Genomic DNA, 13,922 nt, shown 5'->3' with positions numbered 1-13,922 from the left:
ACCGGATACGAAGCTGGGGATGCTGGTTATCGCGCCACCGCGAGGGGCGCAGCAGGGGCATCAGCGTCGTCGTGGGCTTCCCGGGTAGAACATGCCTATCGTCTTCCTCGCCGGCTTGAGCGCCGATCCTGATCAGCGCGGATAGCAGAAATTTTGCCTCTGTCAAAGAGCAAAACGCACTGTTCATCAAAATGCGCCTATCCACATCCCGCCCATGGGCTATCTATGACCTCATGTTTGAGCCGCGACGTGCGGCAGAAGGAGACCATCATGGGCATGCTTGTTGACGGCGTCTGGCACGACGTCTGGTACGACACGAGCGCGACGAAGGGCCATTTCAAGCGCGCCGCCTCGCAGTTCCGCAACTGGATCACGCCGGATGGCGCGCCGGGCCCTTCGGGCGAAGGCGGCTTTGCCGCGGAAGCCGGACGCTACCATCTCTATGTGTCCTACGCCTGCCCCTGGGCGCACCGCACGCTGATCTTCCGCAAGCTGAAGAAACTGGAGGATCTGATCACCGTTTCCGTCGTCGATCCCCTGATGCTGGCGAAGGGCTGGGAATTCAAGGGCGAGAACGGCGGCACGCTCGATCCGCTGTTCGGCGCCTCCGCCCTCTACGAGGTCTACCAGAAGGCGGACCCCGGTTATTCCGGCCGCGTCACCGTGCCGGTGCTGTGGGACAAGAAACAGAACCGAATGGTCTCCAACGAATCGGCCGAGATCATCCGCATGTTCAACTCCGCCTTCGACGGCATCACCGGTTCGCGAGACGACTACTATCCGGAAATCCTGCGCGCCGAGATCGATGCCCTGAACGATGCGATCTACGACACCGTCAACAACGGCGTCTACAAGGCCGGCTTCGCGACGACGCAGGAGGCCTATGAGGAGAGCGTCACGAAACTCTTCGAGATGCTCGACAGCCTGGAAGAGCGCCTGTCGACGAAGCGCTACCTTACGGGCGACCGCCTCACCGAGGCCGACTGGCGGCTCTTCACGACGCTCGTGCGCTTCGACCCGGTCTATGTCGGCCACTTCAAGTGCAACATCCGCCACATCGCCGACTATCCCAACCTGTCGGGCTATCTGCGCGAGCTCTATCAGGTGCCGGGCGTCGCCGAGACGGTGAACATGCGCCACATCAAGGAACACTATTACCGCAGCCACACGACGATCAACCCGACGGGCATCGTGCCGGTCGGCCCGGCGCTCGATCTCACCGCCGCGCATGACCGGGATCGGTTGAAAGCGGCCTGAACTACCAAAAGTCTGCAAAAGGCGCCCGGCCGGCGAGTTCCTTCAGCCGGCGCCGGGTTGCCGCAGTCGTCTCGACCGGCAGGGCGTCGAGCGCGAAGAACGCGGCCTCGACGATCTCGCGATCCTTCAGGCGCGGCGCCGTCTGCACGACACCGTCACACCGATAGAGCAGCACGTGGTCGCGCTTGCTGGTCTGGCGGTTGAAGTAGACATGGACGAGCGTCGGCGGCGTGCCGACGACGAGGTTGCCCTCCTCCCGGATTTCCTTGGCGAGCGCCTCCAGCGCCGTTTCCCCACGCTCGATGCCGCCACCCGGCATATGCCAGCCCGGCACATAGCTGTGGCGCACGAGGAAGATGCGGCCGGCTTCATCGAAACAGGCGGCGCGCACGCCCATCGTCATGCCGCGGGCGAGCGCGAAATAGCTGTGCACCACGCGCGTGGCGAGCTTTGCCAGCAGGCTGCGGGTCGGCGGCGGGGTGGTCGGCGTGTCTTGTTCCATTGCGGCACTTCGCCGGAACCTTTCCCGCAAATCAAGCCTTCGGGGCCAAAGGTCCGGGAATATACACGCCTTGCGTTTCCCTTGCCCGGCATATGCACTACAGCGCCGCGCGTCATTCCTGACGCGCAAAGGTCGCTGTAGAACTTTATAGTTGCTGCATAACACCTTAAATCGATTCCGATTTTAGGTGTTATGCAGTATGGAAGGCTATGTTCAGACTTGCCCATATATCGGATGTCCATCTCGGCCCCTTGCCTGCCCTCACCTTCCTGGAACTGTTTTCGAAGCGCATCACCGGTTTCGTCAACTGGCATCGCAACCGCCGCCGGCACCTGTTCACCAACACGCTCGACATCGTGCTCGAGGATATCGAGCGGCGCGACCCGGACCATCTGGCGATCACCGGCGACCTCGTGAACCTCGCTTCTTCGCTGGAAATCGCGGCCGTGAAGAAATGGCTGCCGGAAGCCGGCACGCCGGAGCATGTTTCGGTCGTGCCGGGCAACCACGACGCCTATGTGCGCGGCGCCTACGAAAAATCCACGCGCGCCTGGTATCCCTACATGCGCGGCGATGCGGCCCCGGCGGAATGGCAAGAGGACATGCATGTCTTCCCCTATCTGCGGGTGCGCGGTCAGGTGGCGATCATCGGCTGCTCGACGGCCGTCGCCACGCCACCCTTCTCGGCCTCCGGTTACTTCGGCTCCCGCCAGGCCCGCGAGACGGTCAACATGCTGCGCGCTGCCGGCGAGGCCGGCCTATTCCGTGTGGTGCTGATCCATCATCCGCCGATCCGCGGGGCGACGTCGTTCCACAAGCGCATGATCGGCATCCGCCGTTTCGCAGCCACCGTCTCGACCGGCGGGGCGGACCTCGTGCTGCACGGCCACACCCATCTCAACACCGTGCACTGGCTGCCTGGCCAGATAAAGCAGATCCCGGTCGTCGGCATCGCGTCCGCCTCACAGGGGCCTGGCGGCCACAAGCCACCGGCCGGCTACAACCTCTTTTCGATTTCCGGCGCACCGGGCAGCTGGAACGTCATGCGCGAGCGTTTCGCCTTGGCGCCGGACGGCCTTGCGCTGACGCTCGCGGAAACGACGCGTTTTTAAAGCGGCCGAATAAATCCCTCTCGCCATCCGTAACAAGTCCTCAGAGCATCCTGCCATACGAAGCCCGCAAAAGGCAGGCATGCTCGCAGACGGCCAGCGCCCCCGCAGACGACCCGACGAGAGGGAACCCCATGACCATGCTCCGCCACACCATGCTGCTTTCATTCTGCGCTGCCGTCTCGCTGACGGCGCTCTCCACCGCCCGCGCCGCGGATTCCGATACCACGACGCCGCCGGTCGCGACCGAAACGACGACGACCTGCACCGACGGCAAGATCTGGAACGAGGAAAAGAAGGAATGCGTCGCGCCTGAGGATCTGAAGCCGGCCGAAGTGACGCCGACCGAGAGCAAGCCGGTCGAAGGCACACCCGCCGACGACAAGGCCAAGACGGAAGAGCAGAAGAAGACCGAGCGCGAAATCGACGACAAGCTCTATGAGGCTGCCCGCGAATTCGCCTATGCCGATCAGTATGAGAACGCGCTGCGGGCACTGCGCGCCGCTTCCGACCAGGAAGACCCGCGCATCCTCAACTATCTCGGCTACAACACGCGCAAGCTCGGCAACATTGAACTCGGCATGAGCTTCTACAAGCGGGCGCTGCAGAAGGATGAGAACTACATCCTCGCCCGCTCCTATATGGGCCAGGCCCTGATCGAACAGGGCGACATCGAGGGCGCCCGCGTCCAGCTCGTCGAAATCCGCGATCGCGGCGGCGAGAACACCTGGGCCTACCGCGCCCTGCTCCAGTCGCTTGGCGGTGAGCGCACAACCTACTGACATCGCTGCCGGCATCGTCCAAAAACGGGACGATGCCGGCCAACACAGGAACAATCGTTGAGGGAACGCGGGAAACTGCGCTCCGGGTTGCCGTTCATGCTTGCAGGCATTAGGAAGAATGTTTCATATCAGACGGTCGCTACCCGCCCGGGAGCGAATAGAGTTTTGATCCCGAACGTTTCCTTGGAAAAGCAATGCGTCCGACGGCAGAATCGAATGAGTTCCGGCGAGATTTGGTCAATTTGCTGCCGAAGTTGCGCCGTTTTGCGATGACGCTGACGCGCAACAGCAGCGATGCGGATGACCTGGTCCAGGAAGCATGCGAGAGGGCTATCACGCGAAGCCATCTCTGGAACGGGGAAGGCCGGCTGGAAAGCTGGGTTTATGCCATGACACGCAATCTCTGGGTGGACGAAATCCGCAAGCGAAAGGTCCGCACAGGGTCCGGCACTGTAGATGTTGCCGAGCAGGATAGCCTGCACATCGAAGCGTCGGCCGACAAGGCCGTCTATGCCAAGCAGTTGCACAAGTTGATCATGACCATGCCGGAGGGGCTTTCGAGCGTCTTCCTGCTGGTGAACGTTGAAGGCCACAGCTACCGGGAGGCGGCGGATATCCTTGGGATACCGATCGGCACCGTGATGAGCCGGCTTTCTGCGGCCCGCATCAGGCTCGCGGCCATGATCGCTGAACAGACCGAAAGGAGGGCCTGATGGTGGAGAGTACACAGGGTCTTCCGCTCGAAATTCGATTGTCGGCCTATCTGGATGGCCAACTGCCACAGACGGAAGTAGACGAAATCGATGCCATCCTCGCCGAAGATGACGACGCGCGCGTTGTCTTCGAAAAGCTGAAGCTCGGCAGCGAATTCGGCGCCCGCGCCTTCGACAGGATGCTGCAGGACCCGATCCCGCTCGATCTCGTTCGCACCATCAAGGACGTAGGCAAGAGCGAGGACGAACAGCCCAAATCGGGTTTCGCCGCCATTCCGGTCGCCGCCGCAGCCCCGCGCCGTCCGTCGGCGTTCTGGCCGAAGGCACTGGCCGCATCGCTTGTGATCTTCATCGCCGGTGGCGCCGCCGGATATCTCGTCTCCGAGCAGCAGGGTGCCGCGGAAGCACCGCTCCAGATCGCCGCCGCCCGCACCTGGCTCGACGACATCGCCGACTATCACCGCATCTACTCGCGCCAGACGCGCCATCTCGTCGAGGTACCGGCAAGCGAACAGGACCATATCGTCGAATGGCTCTCCGCCAGCACCGGCGTGACCTTCACACTTCCCGACCTTTCGGCCCAGAACCTCACCTTCGAAGGCGCCCGCCTGCTCGTTGCCGGCGGCAAGCCGACCGCGCAACTGCTCTACCGGGATGCCGAAAACGAGATCTTCGCCATCTGTTTCCTCCAGAACAGTACCCCGGTCGAGGGCAGGACGGATCTGACAGAGAGCATGCGCAACGATATCGGCCTCGTCTCCTGGCAGAGGGGCAACGCCTCCTTCGTCGTGGTCGGGCCTTCGGCAGATCCGAACCTGGAGCGCATTGCGGAAACGGTTTCCGCAAGCATCTAGCCCGCAGGGTGGCGACGAACGGACGCATGCGCCCGTTCGCGCCGGAAAGATTTCAGCCGCGCCGTGCCGCCTCGATCGCGGCGACGTCGATCTTCTGCATCGTCATCAGAGCGTCGAAGGCACGCTTCGCCTCGCTGCCGCCTGCCCTGAGTGCTTCCATCGCGACGCGTGGCGTGATCTGCCAGGATACGCCCCACTTGTCCTTGCACCAGCCGCACTCACTTTCCTGCCCGCCGTTTCCAACGATCGCGTTCCAGTAACGGTCGGTTTCCTCCTGATCTTCCGTCGAGATCTGGAAGGAAAATGCCTCCGACTGCTTGAATGTAGGGCCGCCATTCAGGCCGATGCATGGAATGCCTGCAACGGTGAATTCAACGACCAGGACATCTCCCTGCTTGCCATCCGGATAGTCGCCGGGGGTACGGATGACGGCACCGACGGAACTGTCGGGAAAGGTTTCCGCGTAAAAGCGGGCAGCGGCCTCGGCGTCCTTGTCGTACCAAACGCAGATGGTGTTCTTTTCCATGACGTGATCCTTTCGACTGTGGTTTCGCTTCAATGTGTAGAAGACGAACCAACCTTCGCCAGTCCGACACGCCCTAAAACAAAAAAGCCCGGCAATATTATTGCCGGGCTTTTTCATTCAGTCGGTGCTCGATCAGCCGCGAGCGGCCAGCACCCGATTGGCGGCAGAAACGATCGCTTCGAGCGAGGCCGTCACGATGTTCGTGTTGATGCCGACGCCGAAGATCTTTCCGCCCGGATGCTCGACCTCGACATAGGCAATGGCGGCCGCGTTGGAACCGTGCTGGAGCGAATGCTCGGAATAATCCGCAACAGACATCGGAATGCCGAGATAGATCGACAGCGCGTTGATGAAGCCGTCGATCGGGCCGGTGCCCTTGCCTTCGATGCGCTTCGTTTCGCCACCGTCGGTCACTTCCGCGGCGACGATGCGCGTGCCCTTCTGGCCCGCATCATCGGGATAGGTGTGGTGGTCGACGAAGCGCAGCCGCGTGCCCGGCTGCGTCACGTAGCGCTCCATGAAGCTCTCATGGATGCGCTTCGAGGGCAGTTCCACGCCTTCCTCGTCGGTGATGCGCTGGATCTCCTCGCGGAACTCCACCTGCAGGTTGCGCGGCAGGTTGATGCCGTAATCTTCCTGCAGGATATAGGCGATGCCGCCCTTGCCGGACTGCGAGTTGATGCGGATGATCGCCTCGTACGAGCGGCCCACATCCTGCGGGTCGATCGGCAGGTATGGCACCTCCCACAACGGCTTGTTGGCCTTCTTGATGGCCTTCATGCCCTTGTTGATCGCATCCTGGTGCGAGCCGGAGAAGGCCGTATAGACCAGCTCGCCGACATAGGGATGGCGCTCCGGAATGGCCATCTCGTTGGAGTACTCGTAGACCGCCTTGACGCGCTCGATGTCGGAGCAGTCCAGCTTGGGATCGATGCCCTGCGTGTACATGTTGAGCGCCAGCGTCACGACATCGACATTGCCGGTGCGCTCGCCATTGCCGAACAGCGTGCCTTCGACACGGTCAGCACCCGCCATCAGCGCCAGTTCCGTCGCGGCGATACCGGTGCCGCGGTCATTGTGCGGGTGCAGCGAGATGATGACGTTCTCGCGGTTGTCGATGTTGCGGCACATCCACTCGATCTGGTCGGCGTAGATGTTCGGCGTCGCCATCTCGACCGTCGAGGGCAGGTTGAGGATCAGCTTGTTGTCCGCGGTCGGCTTCACGATCTCGACGACCGCGTTGCAGATTTCCAGCGCCACTTCCAGTTCGGTGCCGGTAAAGCTCTCCGGCGAATATTCGAAGCGGTAGCCACCACCGGCCTTGGCGGCCATGTCGGTGATCATCTTGGCCGCATCGGTGGCGATCTGCTTGATACCGTGAACGTCCTTGGCGAACACAACACGGCGCTGCAATTCGCTCGTCGAATTGTAGAAGTGGATGATCGGGTTATGGGCGCCTTCCAGCGCCTCGAAGGTGCGGGTGATCAGCTCCGGGCGGCACTGCACCAGAACCTGCAAGGAGACGTCCCGCGGCACGTTGCCCTCTTCCACGCACCAGCGCGCGAAGTCGAAGTCGGTCTGCGATGCGGAGGGGAAACCGATCTCGATTTCCTTGAAACCCATGTCGAGCAACAGCTGGAACATGCGGGCCTTGCGGTCGTGGCCCATCGGGTTGATCAGCGACTGGTTACCGTCGCGCAGGTCCACCGAACACCAGATCGGTGCTTCGGTGATCGTCTTGCCCGGCCAGGTGCGGTCGGGAATGTTGATCGTCGGGTAGGCCTGATACTTGACGGCCGCGTCGGGCATGCCCTGCTTGGGGGTGTGGGTCTTCAAAATCATCGTTTTCGTCTCTTCGTCGTCCCGGCATTCGCGAAAGCGTCTTAGCGCAAGCAGGCGCATTTTGCGACGGCGAATGCTGGCCGTGGGCGGCCAAACCGGAATTAATGCGTAGGGTGAAACGAGGAGCTATTGCCGGGCGGGCTTTGTCGGCCGCCGGGCGCTCCTCAACGAACCCGGCAACCGCGCGTAAGGCCGAGAAGAAGAAGCGAGGAGAAGCCGCGCGAACGCTCGCGAACAGCTTCGCTGCCGCGGGAAACTCGTTCAATGATCTGTGCGCTGGTCTTCAACATAGGGCCGTCTATACCGGCGGGATGGCGAAAGCGCAAGCACCAAAGAAAAAGCCCTCCGCAATGGGAGGGCTTCATCCTGTTCAAAAAGACTAAAAGCCTCAGATATCGCTCTGCGAGCTAACGATGCGCGAGACGAGGCCGTAGCCCTTGGCCTCTTCGGCGGAAAGCCAATAGTCGCGGTCGGTGTCCTTGGCGATCTTTTCGATCGGCTGGCCGGTCGCTTCGGAGAAGATCCGGTTCAGGCGCTCGTTCATCTTGATGATTTCACGCGCCTGGATCTCGATGTCCGATGCCATGCCGCGGGTGCCGCCCGACGGTTGATGCAGCAGGAAGCGGGTGTTCGGCAGGCAAATGCGGCGCTCCTTGGGAGCGGCGACATAGATCAGCGCACCGGCGGAGGCGACCCAGCCCGTGCCGATCATCCAGACCTTCGGCTTGATGAACTTGATCATGTCATGGATCGAATCGCCCGATTCGACATGGCCGCCCGGCGAATTGACGTAGATGCGAATATCTTCGTCGCCGGCGGCGGCAAGCGCCACGAGCTGCGAGCAGACCTTCTGCGCCAGTTCCTGATTGATCGGCCCGTAGATGAAGATCGAACGCGACTTGAATAGATTCGCCTCCGTTTCCTTGCCCAGGGGCAGTTCCGTCTTCTTGTCGTCCTCGTCGCTCATCCAAAGTCTCCGATTGCTCGTCAGAATAGTCCTGTCGCTGTCAGATAATGCGACTCACTGGCCAAGACAATGCAACAAAACCGATAAGGGGCGATAGAGCCTGTCGGCGACACTGGAAAACAGGGTAAATGCGCTCACTGCCGCACGGAACCGGAGCCTGTCCATACGCAATTTGCGTATGGACTTGGCCGCAGTCCCATTCGTAGGATGCGGTTCTCATTTACGAAATACGCTGGTTCGCTCCCGGAGCCAGCGGAACAGGGGACCCCATGATCAGACGCATGACGCTGGCACTCGCTGCACTTGCCGCCACGACGGCGCCGGCCTTCGCCCATCTCAATCCGGAAGAGCACGGCTCCTTCATGGCCGGCTTCTCGCATCCGCTGTTCGGCCTCGATCATATTCTGGTGATGCTCGCTGTCGGCCTGTGGGCCGCGCAGATCGGCGGCAGGGCGCTGTGGGCCGTGCCGGCTGCCTTCGTCACCACCATGGCCATCGGTTTCAGCCTCGCCGTCTCCGGCATCGCCCTGCCCTTCGTCGAGCCGGCGATTCTCGCCTCGGTCGTGGCACTCGGCCTGCTCGTCGCCATGGCTGTTAAGCTGGACACCGTCATGTCGGCCGCAATCGTCGCCGTCTTCGCCCTCTTCCACGGCCATGCGCATGGCGGCGAACTCGGCGCGGCCGGGGCCTGGCAGTTCGGCATCGGCTTCGTCGTTGCGACGGCGCTGCTGCATGGTGCCGGCATCGGCCTAGGTCTCGGCATCGCCCGGCTTTCCGGCGGCGCGCTCGCGGCGCGCATCATCGGCGGTCTGACCGCGCTTACCGGCCTGGTCCTCGCTTTCGGCTGAGACCACCAAGGCGGCGGTCAAACCCGCCGCCTTTTATCCGCGACCGCGATAGGGCTGCACGCCCTGGTCCGGAATCCACACACCCTGTGGCGCTTCGCCCGTTTGCCAGAACACGTCGATCGGAATGCCGCCGCGCGGATACCAGTAGGCGCCGATCCGCAGCCATTTCGGCTGCAACAGATCGACCAGCCGCTTGGCGATGTCGATGGTGCAATCCTCGTGGAAGGCGCCGTGGTTGCGGAAGGAATGCAGGTAGAGCTTCAGCGACTTCGATTCGACCAGCCATCCGTCCGGAATGTAGTCGATGACGATATGCGCGAAATCCGGCTGGCCGGTCATCGGGCACAGCGAGGTGAATTCCGGCGCCGTGAAGCGCACGACGAAATCCGTACCCGCATGGTTGCTCGGCACCTTTTCCAGCACGGCGGTTTCCGGGTTGACGGGCAGATCGACCGCCTGCCCCAGTTGCGACAGTCCCGATACGTCAGTCTTGCTCATCGTCACGCCTCCTCGATCTTGACCCGGATGCCATGCGCCTTTTCCGTCTCGGGCTCAACATGGATGGCGATCTGCGCGCCGGGCTGCACGGTGCGGATCGCATCCTCCAGCCGGTCGCAGATGTCATGCGCCTGCCCGACCGGCATGGATGCCGGCACGACGAGATGGAAGTCGACGAAGGTCGCCGACCCGGCCCGCCGCGTCTTGAGGTCATGAACGCCGAGCGAGCCTGTGCCATGGGCGGCGATCGCCGCCTGAATGGCGTCCGCCTCCCCTGGCTCCACAGCGTGGTCCATCAGCCCGTCGACCGAATGCGCGATGACCTTCCAGCCCTGATAGAGAATGTTGAGTGCAACGAGCACGGCGAGCAGCGGATCGAGCACCGCATAACCGGTCACAATCGCCAGCACGAGGCCAACAAGCACGCCGATGGAGGTGACGACGTCGGAGAGAATATGCTGGCCGTCCGCCGAAAGCGCGGGCGAGCGGTAACGCCGTCCAGCACGGATGAGCACGAAGGCCCAGATCGCATTGATCACACCCGCCAGGAAGTTGATCGCCAGGCCGAGCACAGGCGCTTCAATCGGAGTCGGCGCCAGCACTGCGGGCACCGCCTCCTTGACGATCAGCAGCGCCGCCACGACGATCAGCACGCCCTCGATAACCGCCGACAGATACTCCGCCTTGTGGTGGCCGAAGGGATGCGTCTTGTCGGCGGGTTTTGCCGCATAGCTGATCGCCGCAAAGGCGACGATGGCGGCAACCACGTTGACGCTCGATTCCATGCCGTCCGAAAGCAGTGCTACCGACCCCGTCACCCACCAGGCGACGAGCTTGAGGCCCATCACGCCCAGCGACAGCGGGATGCCCCACAAGGCGAGGCGCTTGACCGTCTTGCTGTCTGAATTTTCCATACCGCTCTCCATGCGCATGCAACCGAGTTGCAAAAACCTGGCCCATCAACGCAAAACCGCGCGCACGGGGGACGTGCACGCGGTTTTTCTCTGCGGTTCCTATCGGCCAGTTCGGCCGTTTTGTCAAAGCCTCAGGCGGCTTTTACCTTGGCTTTCTTGGCAAGGTGCGCCACCACGTTCTCGATCATGCGCATGCCGGCATCCTGGCCGAGCGTCATGATCGATTCCGGATGGAACTGCACCGCAGCCACCGGCTCGCTGGCATGCTCGATGCCCATGATCGTACCGTCCTCGCTTTCCGCCGTGATGATGAAATCACGCGGCAGGGTCGAGGGATCGGCAAAGATCGAATGGTAGCGACCGACCGTCACCTCGCGGCCAAGGCCAGAGAAGACGATGCCGGGTTCCAGCACGCGAATGCGCGAGGGCTTGCCGTGCATGGGCACGGCGAGTTGGCGCAGGTCGCCGCCATAGGCTTCGGCCAGCGCCTGGAGTCCCAGGCAGACGCCGAAGATCGGCAGGTTGCGGGCGCGCGCCTTCTTGATCGTCGCCTTGCAGTCGAAATCCTTCGGCGTGCCAGGGCCGGGCGACAGCACGACGAGATCCGGCTTGATGCGGTCGAACACCTCTTCCGGCACCGGCGTACGCACGGTCGTGACGTTCGCGCCCGTCTGGCGGAAGTAGTTGGCGAGCGTGTGGACGAAACTGTCCTCGTGGTCGACGAGCAGGATGTTCACCCCTGCCCCCACTGCCGCGACATCGCGCTGCACCTTGGCGGCGTTGCCGGACTTCGCATCACGAATGGCTGCAATCATGGCGGATGCCTTCAGTTCGGTTTCGGCTTCTTCTTCTTCGGGGTTCGAATCGTAGAGCAGCGTGGCGCCGGCGCGGACTTCTGCGATACCGTCCTTGATGCGAATGGTGCGCAGCGTAAGCCCCGTGTTCATGTCGCCATTGAAGCCGACCATGCCGATCGCCCCACCATACCATGCGCGCGGGCTCTTCTCATGCGCCTCGATGAAGCGCATCGCCCAAAGCTTCGGCGCGCCCGTGACGGTGACGGCCCAGGCGTGCGACAGGAAGCCATCGAAGGCGTCCATGTCGTCGCGCAGGCGGCCTTCGATGTGATCGACCGTGTGGATGAGGCGCGAATACATCTCGATCTGCCGGCGGCCGATGACCTTGACCGAACCCGGCTCGCAGACGCGGCTCTTGTCGTTGCGGTCGACGTCCGAGCACATGGTGAGTTCGGATTCGTCCTTCTTCGAATTGAGCAGCTTCAGGATCTGTTCCGAGTCGGCAATCGGATCCTCGCCGCGCTTGATCGTGCCGGAAATCGGGCAGGTCTCGATACGGCGGCCCGACACGCGCACGAACATTTCCGGCGAGGCGCCGACGAGATATTCCTGGTTGCCGAGATTGATGAAGAACGAATAGGGCGACGGGTTGATCGCTTTCAGGCGGCGCGAGATTTCCGAGGGCTTGCTTTCGCAGCGCTCGAAGAATTTCTGGCCGGGCACGACCTCGAACAGGTCGCCGCGACGAAAGCTTTCCTTCGCCTTGACGACGAGTTCGGCATATTCGCCCAGACGGTGATCGCCGTGCGGCGGGATGACATCGACGGTCTCGAAGGGTTCGGAGGCAATAGCCTCGCCCTTGCCTTCGGTCGAAAGCCCGTCCTTGGAGAAATCGTAGCGGTCGATCCAGGCCTTGGCCGCATAGTGGTCGACGACGAGGATTTCATCCGGCAGGAACAGCACCATGTCGCGCTGGTCGGCCGGCCGCGTCAGCTTCAGGTCGATCGCGTCGAACTGGAAGGCAAGGTCGTAGCCGAAGGCGCCATAGAGGCCGAGGCTGGCGTCCTGGTCCGAATGGAAGAGATCGGTAATCGCGCGCAGCACCGTGAAGACCGTCGGCATCTTCGAGCGCTCTTCCTCGGTGAACACCCGGTCGGGCAGCTTCACGTCGAGGTCGAGGCGATGGGCCGTATGGGCGCCCAGCGCCAGTTCCGGAACGGCGGCCAGACGGTCGGCGATGAGAGACAGCAGCACCTCGCCACGCGCGTTGTAGGCTTCGATCCAGGCGGAGCGGCCGAAGGAGGAGATGCCGAGCGGCGGATCGACGACGGCGGTATCCCAGCGGGTGTAGCGGCCCGGATACTCGTAGTTCGACGAGAAGACCGCGCCGCGGCGTTCATCGAGCTTGTCGACATAGGCGGAAATCGCGTTTGCATAGTCAGCTGCGCGGCGGCGGCGCGTGACGGTTACCCCGCCCCTCGTCTCATAAGCTTCGCCGCCGTCTTCCAGAATTCTCGTGGCCATTCCCCAACTCCGTTTCAGGCCCGGTCTCCACAAGGCGGCCAAACACAAAAAAGCCGCCTCGAAGGTTCCGGGCGGCTTGTCGTCTCAATCACGCATGACTGGTCAAGGCCGCCTCAGCGAACCCACCACCAGCCAGCAATGTTGATCATCTTTTTCATGGAACGGAGTGTTAGCGTGAAGTGCGCGCCTACGCAAGACCGACGGCACGGCTTTCCGAATGTTGCGCAATGGTACCGGCCTTCAGCTTTCTTGCCCCGTTAAGCGGTAGGGCGGCGAAACAATCTGTCAAGATCGCGAATTTTCGCCATGTCTGGACATTTGCCCCATTATTGAGCATGTGCTAATGGCACGCCTTGGAAACCAGTGATATCAAGGCAAAAATACCCATGGTCGACGTCATGGTGGAAGAGTTCCGCGAAATACAACTTCGGATCGCGGAGAAGCTCGAACAGCACGAAACCCCGGAATTCAAAGCGCTGGACGGCCGGATCGCGAGTGTTTTCAACGCCATATACCGGCACGTGCCAAGAAATGCCGAAGAGACACGCACGATGGTCGGCTTCTTTCTCGACATCATCGAAAACAATGATACCGGTGACAACGTCCATCTCATCGCGCGCGTGCGCACGCTTACCGTGCCCCCAACCGCCCCACGCCCGCCGGACATGGAAATCACCGGCGGTGCCGGCATCTAAGACCGCGTCGGCAACCAAATTCGTTCCCCCGCGTTTCCTCGCTGATTTTGTCAGTCGGGAGACGAACCCATCGCCACGATCCGCCGCATAGCCC

General features: G+C 62.2%; 14 protein-coding genes. 7 read left to right on the top strand and 7 right to left on the bottom strand.

All coding sequences use genetic code 11. The annotated features are described in order from the left end of the window. Nucleotides 1-270: 270 nt before the first annotated feature. Nucleotides 271-1,257, top strand: coding sequence for a glutathione S-transferase family protein (locus tag BSY16_RS01575; protein WP_069058049.1), 987 nt, complete (start codon nucleotides 271-273; stop codon nucleotides 1,255-1,257). Between the two features lies 1 nt (nucleotide 1,258). On the opposite strand, the gene BSY16_RS01570 is transcribed toward BSY16_RS01575, so the two are convergent. Continuing rightward, nucleotides 1,259-1,759 (bottom strand): NUDIX domain-containing protein, encoded by a 501-nt coding sequence (locus tag BSY16_RS01570; protein WP_069058048.1) that lies wholly within the window; start codon nucleotides 1,757-1,759, stop codon nucleotides 1,259-1,261. 209 nt (nucleotides 1,760-1,968) lie between these two features. Here BSY16_RS01570 and BSY16_RS01565 point away from each other — a divergent pair, with 209 nt between their 5' ends. The 4 genes from BSY16_RS01565 (at nucleotide 1,969) to BSY16_RS01550 (ending at nucleotide 5,217) form a co-directional block, all read left to right on the top strand. Beyond that, nucleotides 1,969-2,871, top strand: a complete 903-nt coding sequence (locus BSY16_RS01565) for a metallophosphoesterase family protein (protein WP_069058047.1) — start codon at nucleotides 1,969-1,971, stop codon at nucleotides 2,869-2,871. A 131-nt stretch (nucleotides 2,872-3,002) separates the two neighbouring features. Beyond that, complete coding sequence (locus BSY16_RS32250; RefSeq protein WP_069058046.1) at nucleotides 3,003-3,650, top strand: tetratricopeptide repeat protein; 648 nt, start codon at nucleotides 3,003-3,005, stop codon at nucleotides 3,648-3,650. A 194-nt stretch (nucleotides 3,651-3,844) separates the two neighbouring features. Further along, nucleotides 3,845-4,363, top strand: a complete 519-nt coding sequence (locus BSY16_RS01555) for an RNA polymerase sigma factor (protein WP_069058045.1) — start codon at nucleotides 3,845-3,847, stop codon at nucleotides 4,361-4,363. Next, a complete protein-coding gene (locus BSY16_RS01550; RefSeq protein WP_069058044.1) occupies nucleotides 4,363-5,217 on the top strand; it encodes an anti-sigma factor family protein in 855 nt (284 codons plus the stop codon). The genes BSY16_RS01555 and BSY16_RS01550 overlap by 1 nt, the downstream gene beginning before the upstream one ends. A gap of 52 nt (nucleotides 5,218-5,269) precedes the next feature. Here the strand turns inward: BSY16_RS01550 and BSY16_RS01545 are convergent, their stop codons facing one another. The 3 genes from BSY16_RS01545 to BSY16_RS01535 form a co-directional block, all read right to left on the bottom strand. Then, a complete protein-coding gene (locus tag BSY16_RS01545; RefSeq protein WP_069058043.1) occupies nucleotides 5,270-5,743 on the bottom strand; it encodes a VOC family protein in 474 nt (157 codons plus the stop codon). Between the two features lie 132 nt (nucleotides 5,744-5,875). Further along, on the bottom strand, nucleotides 5,876-7,585 hold the full coding sequence (leuA, locus tag BSY16_RS01540) for a 2-isopropylmalate synthase (RefSeq protein ID WP_069061302.1): 1,710 nt from the start codon (nucleotides 7,583-7,585) through the stop codon (nucleotides 5,876-5,878). Between the two features lie 388 nt (nucleotides 7,586-7,973). Further along, nucleotides 7,974-8,552: an ATP-dependent Clp protease proteolytic subunit gene (locus BSY16_RS01535; protein ID WP_069058042.1), complete on the bottom strand. Its 579-nt coding sequence runs from the start codon at nucleotides 8,550-8,552 to the stop codon at nucleotides 7,974-7,976. A gap of 269 nt (nucleotides 8,553-8,821) precedes the next feature. Between BSY16_RS01535 and BSY16_RS01530 the strand changes: the two genes are divergently transcribed. Continuing rightward, entirely contained in the window at nucleotides 8,822-9,400 is a 579-nt protein-coding gene (locus tag BSY16_RS01530; protein ID WP_069058041.1) for a HupE/UreJ family protein, read from the top strand. Between the two features lie 33 nt (nucleotides 9,401-9,433). On the opposite strand, the gene queF is transcribed toward BSY16_RS01530, so the two are convergent. The 3 genes from queF to BSY16_RS01515 all read right to left on the bottom strand — a co-directional run bounded on the left by queF (nucleotide 9,434) and on the right by BSY16_RS01515 (nucleotide 13,133). After that, on the bottom strand, nucleotides 9,434-9,898 hold the full coding sequence (gene queF / locus BSY16_RS01525; RefSeq protein WP_069058040.1) for a preQ(1) synthase: 465 nt from the start codon (nucleotides 9,896-9,898) through the stop codon (nucleotides 9,434-9,436). Between the two features lie 2 nt (nucleotides 9,899-9,900). After that, a complete protein-coding gene (locus BSY16_RS01520; RefSeq protein ID WP_069058039.1) occupies nucleotides 9,901-10,812 on the bottom strand; it encodes a cation diffusion facilitator family transporter in 912 nt (303 codons plus the stop codon). 131 nt (nucleotides 10,813-10,943) lie between these two features. Continuing rightward, complete coding sequence (locus BSY16_RS01515; protein WP_069058038.1) at nucleotides 10,944-13,133, bottom strand: anthranilate synthase; 2,190 nt, start codon at nucleotides 13,131-13,133, stop codon at nucleotides 10,944-10,946. A gap of 398 nt (nucleotides 13,134-13,531) precedes the next feature. Here BSY16_RS01515 and BSY16_RS01510 point away from each other — a divergent pair, with 398 nt between their 5' ends. Then, the gene (locus tag BSY16_RS01510; protein ID WP_150129843.1) at nucleotides 13,532-13,828 is read left to right on the top strand and encodes a hypothetical protein; all 297 of its coding nucleotides are present in this window, start codon (nucleotides 13,532-13,534) and stop codon (nucleotides 13,826-13,828) included. Nucleotides 13,829-13,922 lie beyond the last annotated feature (94 nt).

The sequence above is a fragment of the Sinorhizobium sp. RAC02 genome (assembly GCF_001713395.1).
Lineage (GTDB): Bacteria > Pseudomonadota > Alphaproteobacteria > Rhizobiales > Rhizobiaceae > Shinella.
This window is presented reverse-complemented; position numbering and strand designations above follow the sequence as displayed.

What these genes read in the sequence shown, in the direction of transcription:
- BSY16_RS01510 (WP_150129843.1), top strand. Translation starts at nt 13,532, where the DNA reads ATGGTGGAAGAGTTCCGCGAAATACAACTTCGGATCGCGGAGAAGCTC.
- BSY16_RS01545 (WP_069058043.1), bottom strand. Translation starts at nt 5,743, where the DNA reads ATGGAAAAGAACACCATCTGCGTTTGGTACGACAAGGACGCCGAGGCC.
- queF (WP_069058040.1), bottom strand. Translation starts at nt 9,898, where the DNA reads ATGAGCAAGACTGACGTATCGGGACTGTCGCAACTGGGGCAGGCGGTC.
- BSY16_RS01575 (WP_069058049.1), top strand. Translation starts at nt 271, where the DNA reads ATGGGCATGCTTGTTGACGGCGTCTGGCACGACGTCTGGTACGACACG.
- BSY16_RS01515 (WP_069058038.1), bottom strand. Translation starts at nt 13,133, where the DNA reads ATGGCCACGAGAATTCTGGAAGACGGCGGCGAAGCTTATGAGACGAGG.
- leuA (WP_069061302.1), bottom strand. Translation starts at nt 7,585, where the DNA reads ATGATTTTGAAGACCCACACCCCCAAGCAGGGCATGCCCGACGCGGCC.
- BSY16_RS01520 (WP_069058039.1), bottom strand. Translation starts at nt 10,812, where the DNA reads ATGGAAAATTCAGACAGCAAGACGGTCAAGCGCCTCGCCTTGTGGGGC.
- BSY16_RS01555 (WP_069058045.1), top strand. Translation starts at nt 3,845, where the DNA reads ATGCGTCCGACGGCAGAATCGAATGAGTTCCGGCGAGATTTGGTCAAT.
- BSY16_RS01550 (WP_069058044.1), top strand. Translation starts at nt 4,363, where the DNA reads ATGGTGGAGAGTACACAGGGTCTTCCGCTCGAAATTCGATTGTCGGCC.
- BSY16_RS01570 (WP_069058048.1), bottom strand. Translation starts at nt 1,759, where the DNA reads ATGGAACAAGACACGCCGACCACCCCGCCGCCGACCCGCAGCCTGCTG.
- BSY16_RS32250 (WP_069058046.1), top strand. Translation starts at nt 3,003, where the DNA reads ATGACCATGCTCCGCCACACCATGCTGCTTTCATTCTGCGCTGCCGTC.
- BSY16_RS01535 (WP_069058042.1), bottom strand. Translation starts at nt 8,552, where the DNA reads ATGAGCGACGAGGACGACAAGAAGACGGAACTGCCCCTGGGCAAGGAA.
- BSY16_RS01565 (WP_069058047.1), top strand. Translation starts at nt 1,969, where the DNA reads ATGTTCAGACTTGCCCATATATCGGATGTCCATCTCGGCCCCTTGCCT.
- BSY16_RS01530 (WP_069058041.1), top strand. Translation starts at nt 8,822, where the DNA reads ATGATCAGACGCATGACGCTGGCACTCGCTGCACTTGCCGCCACGACG.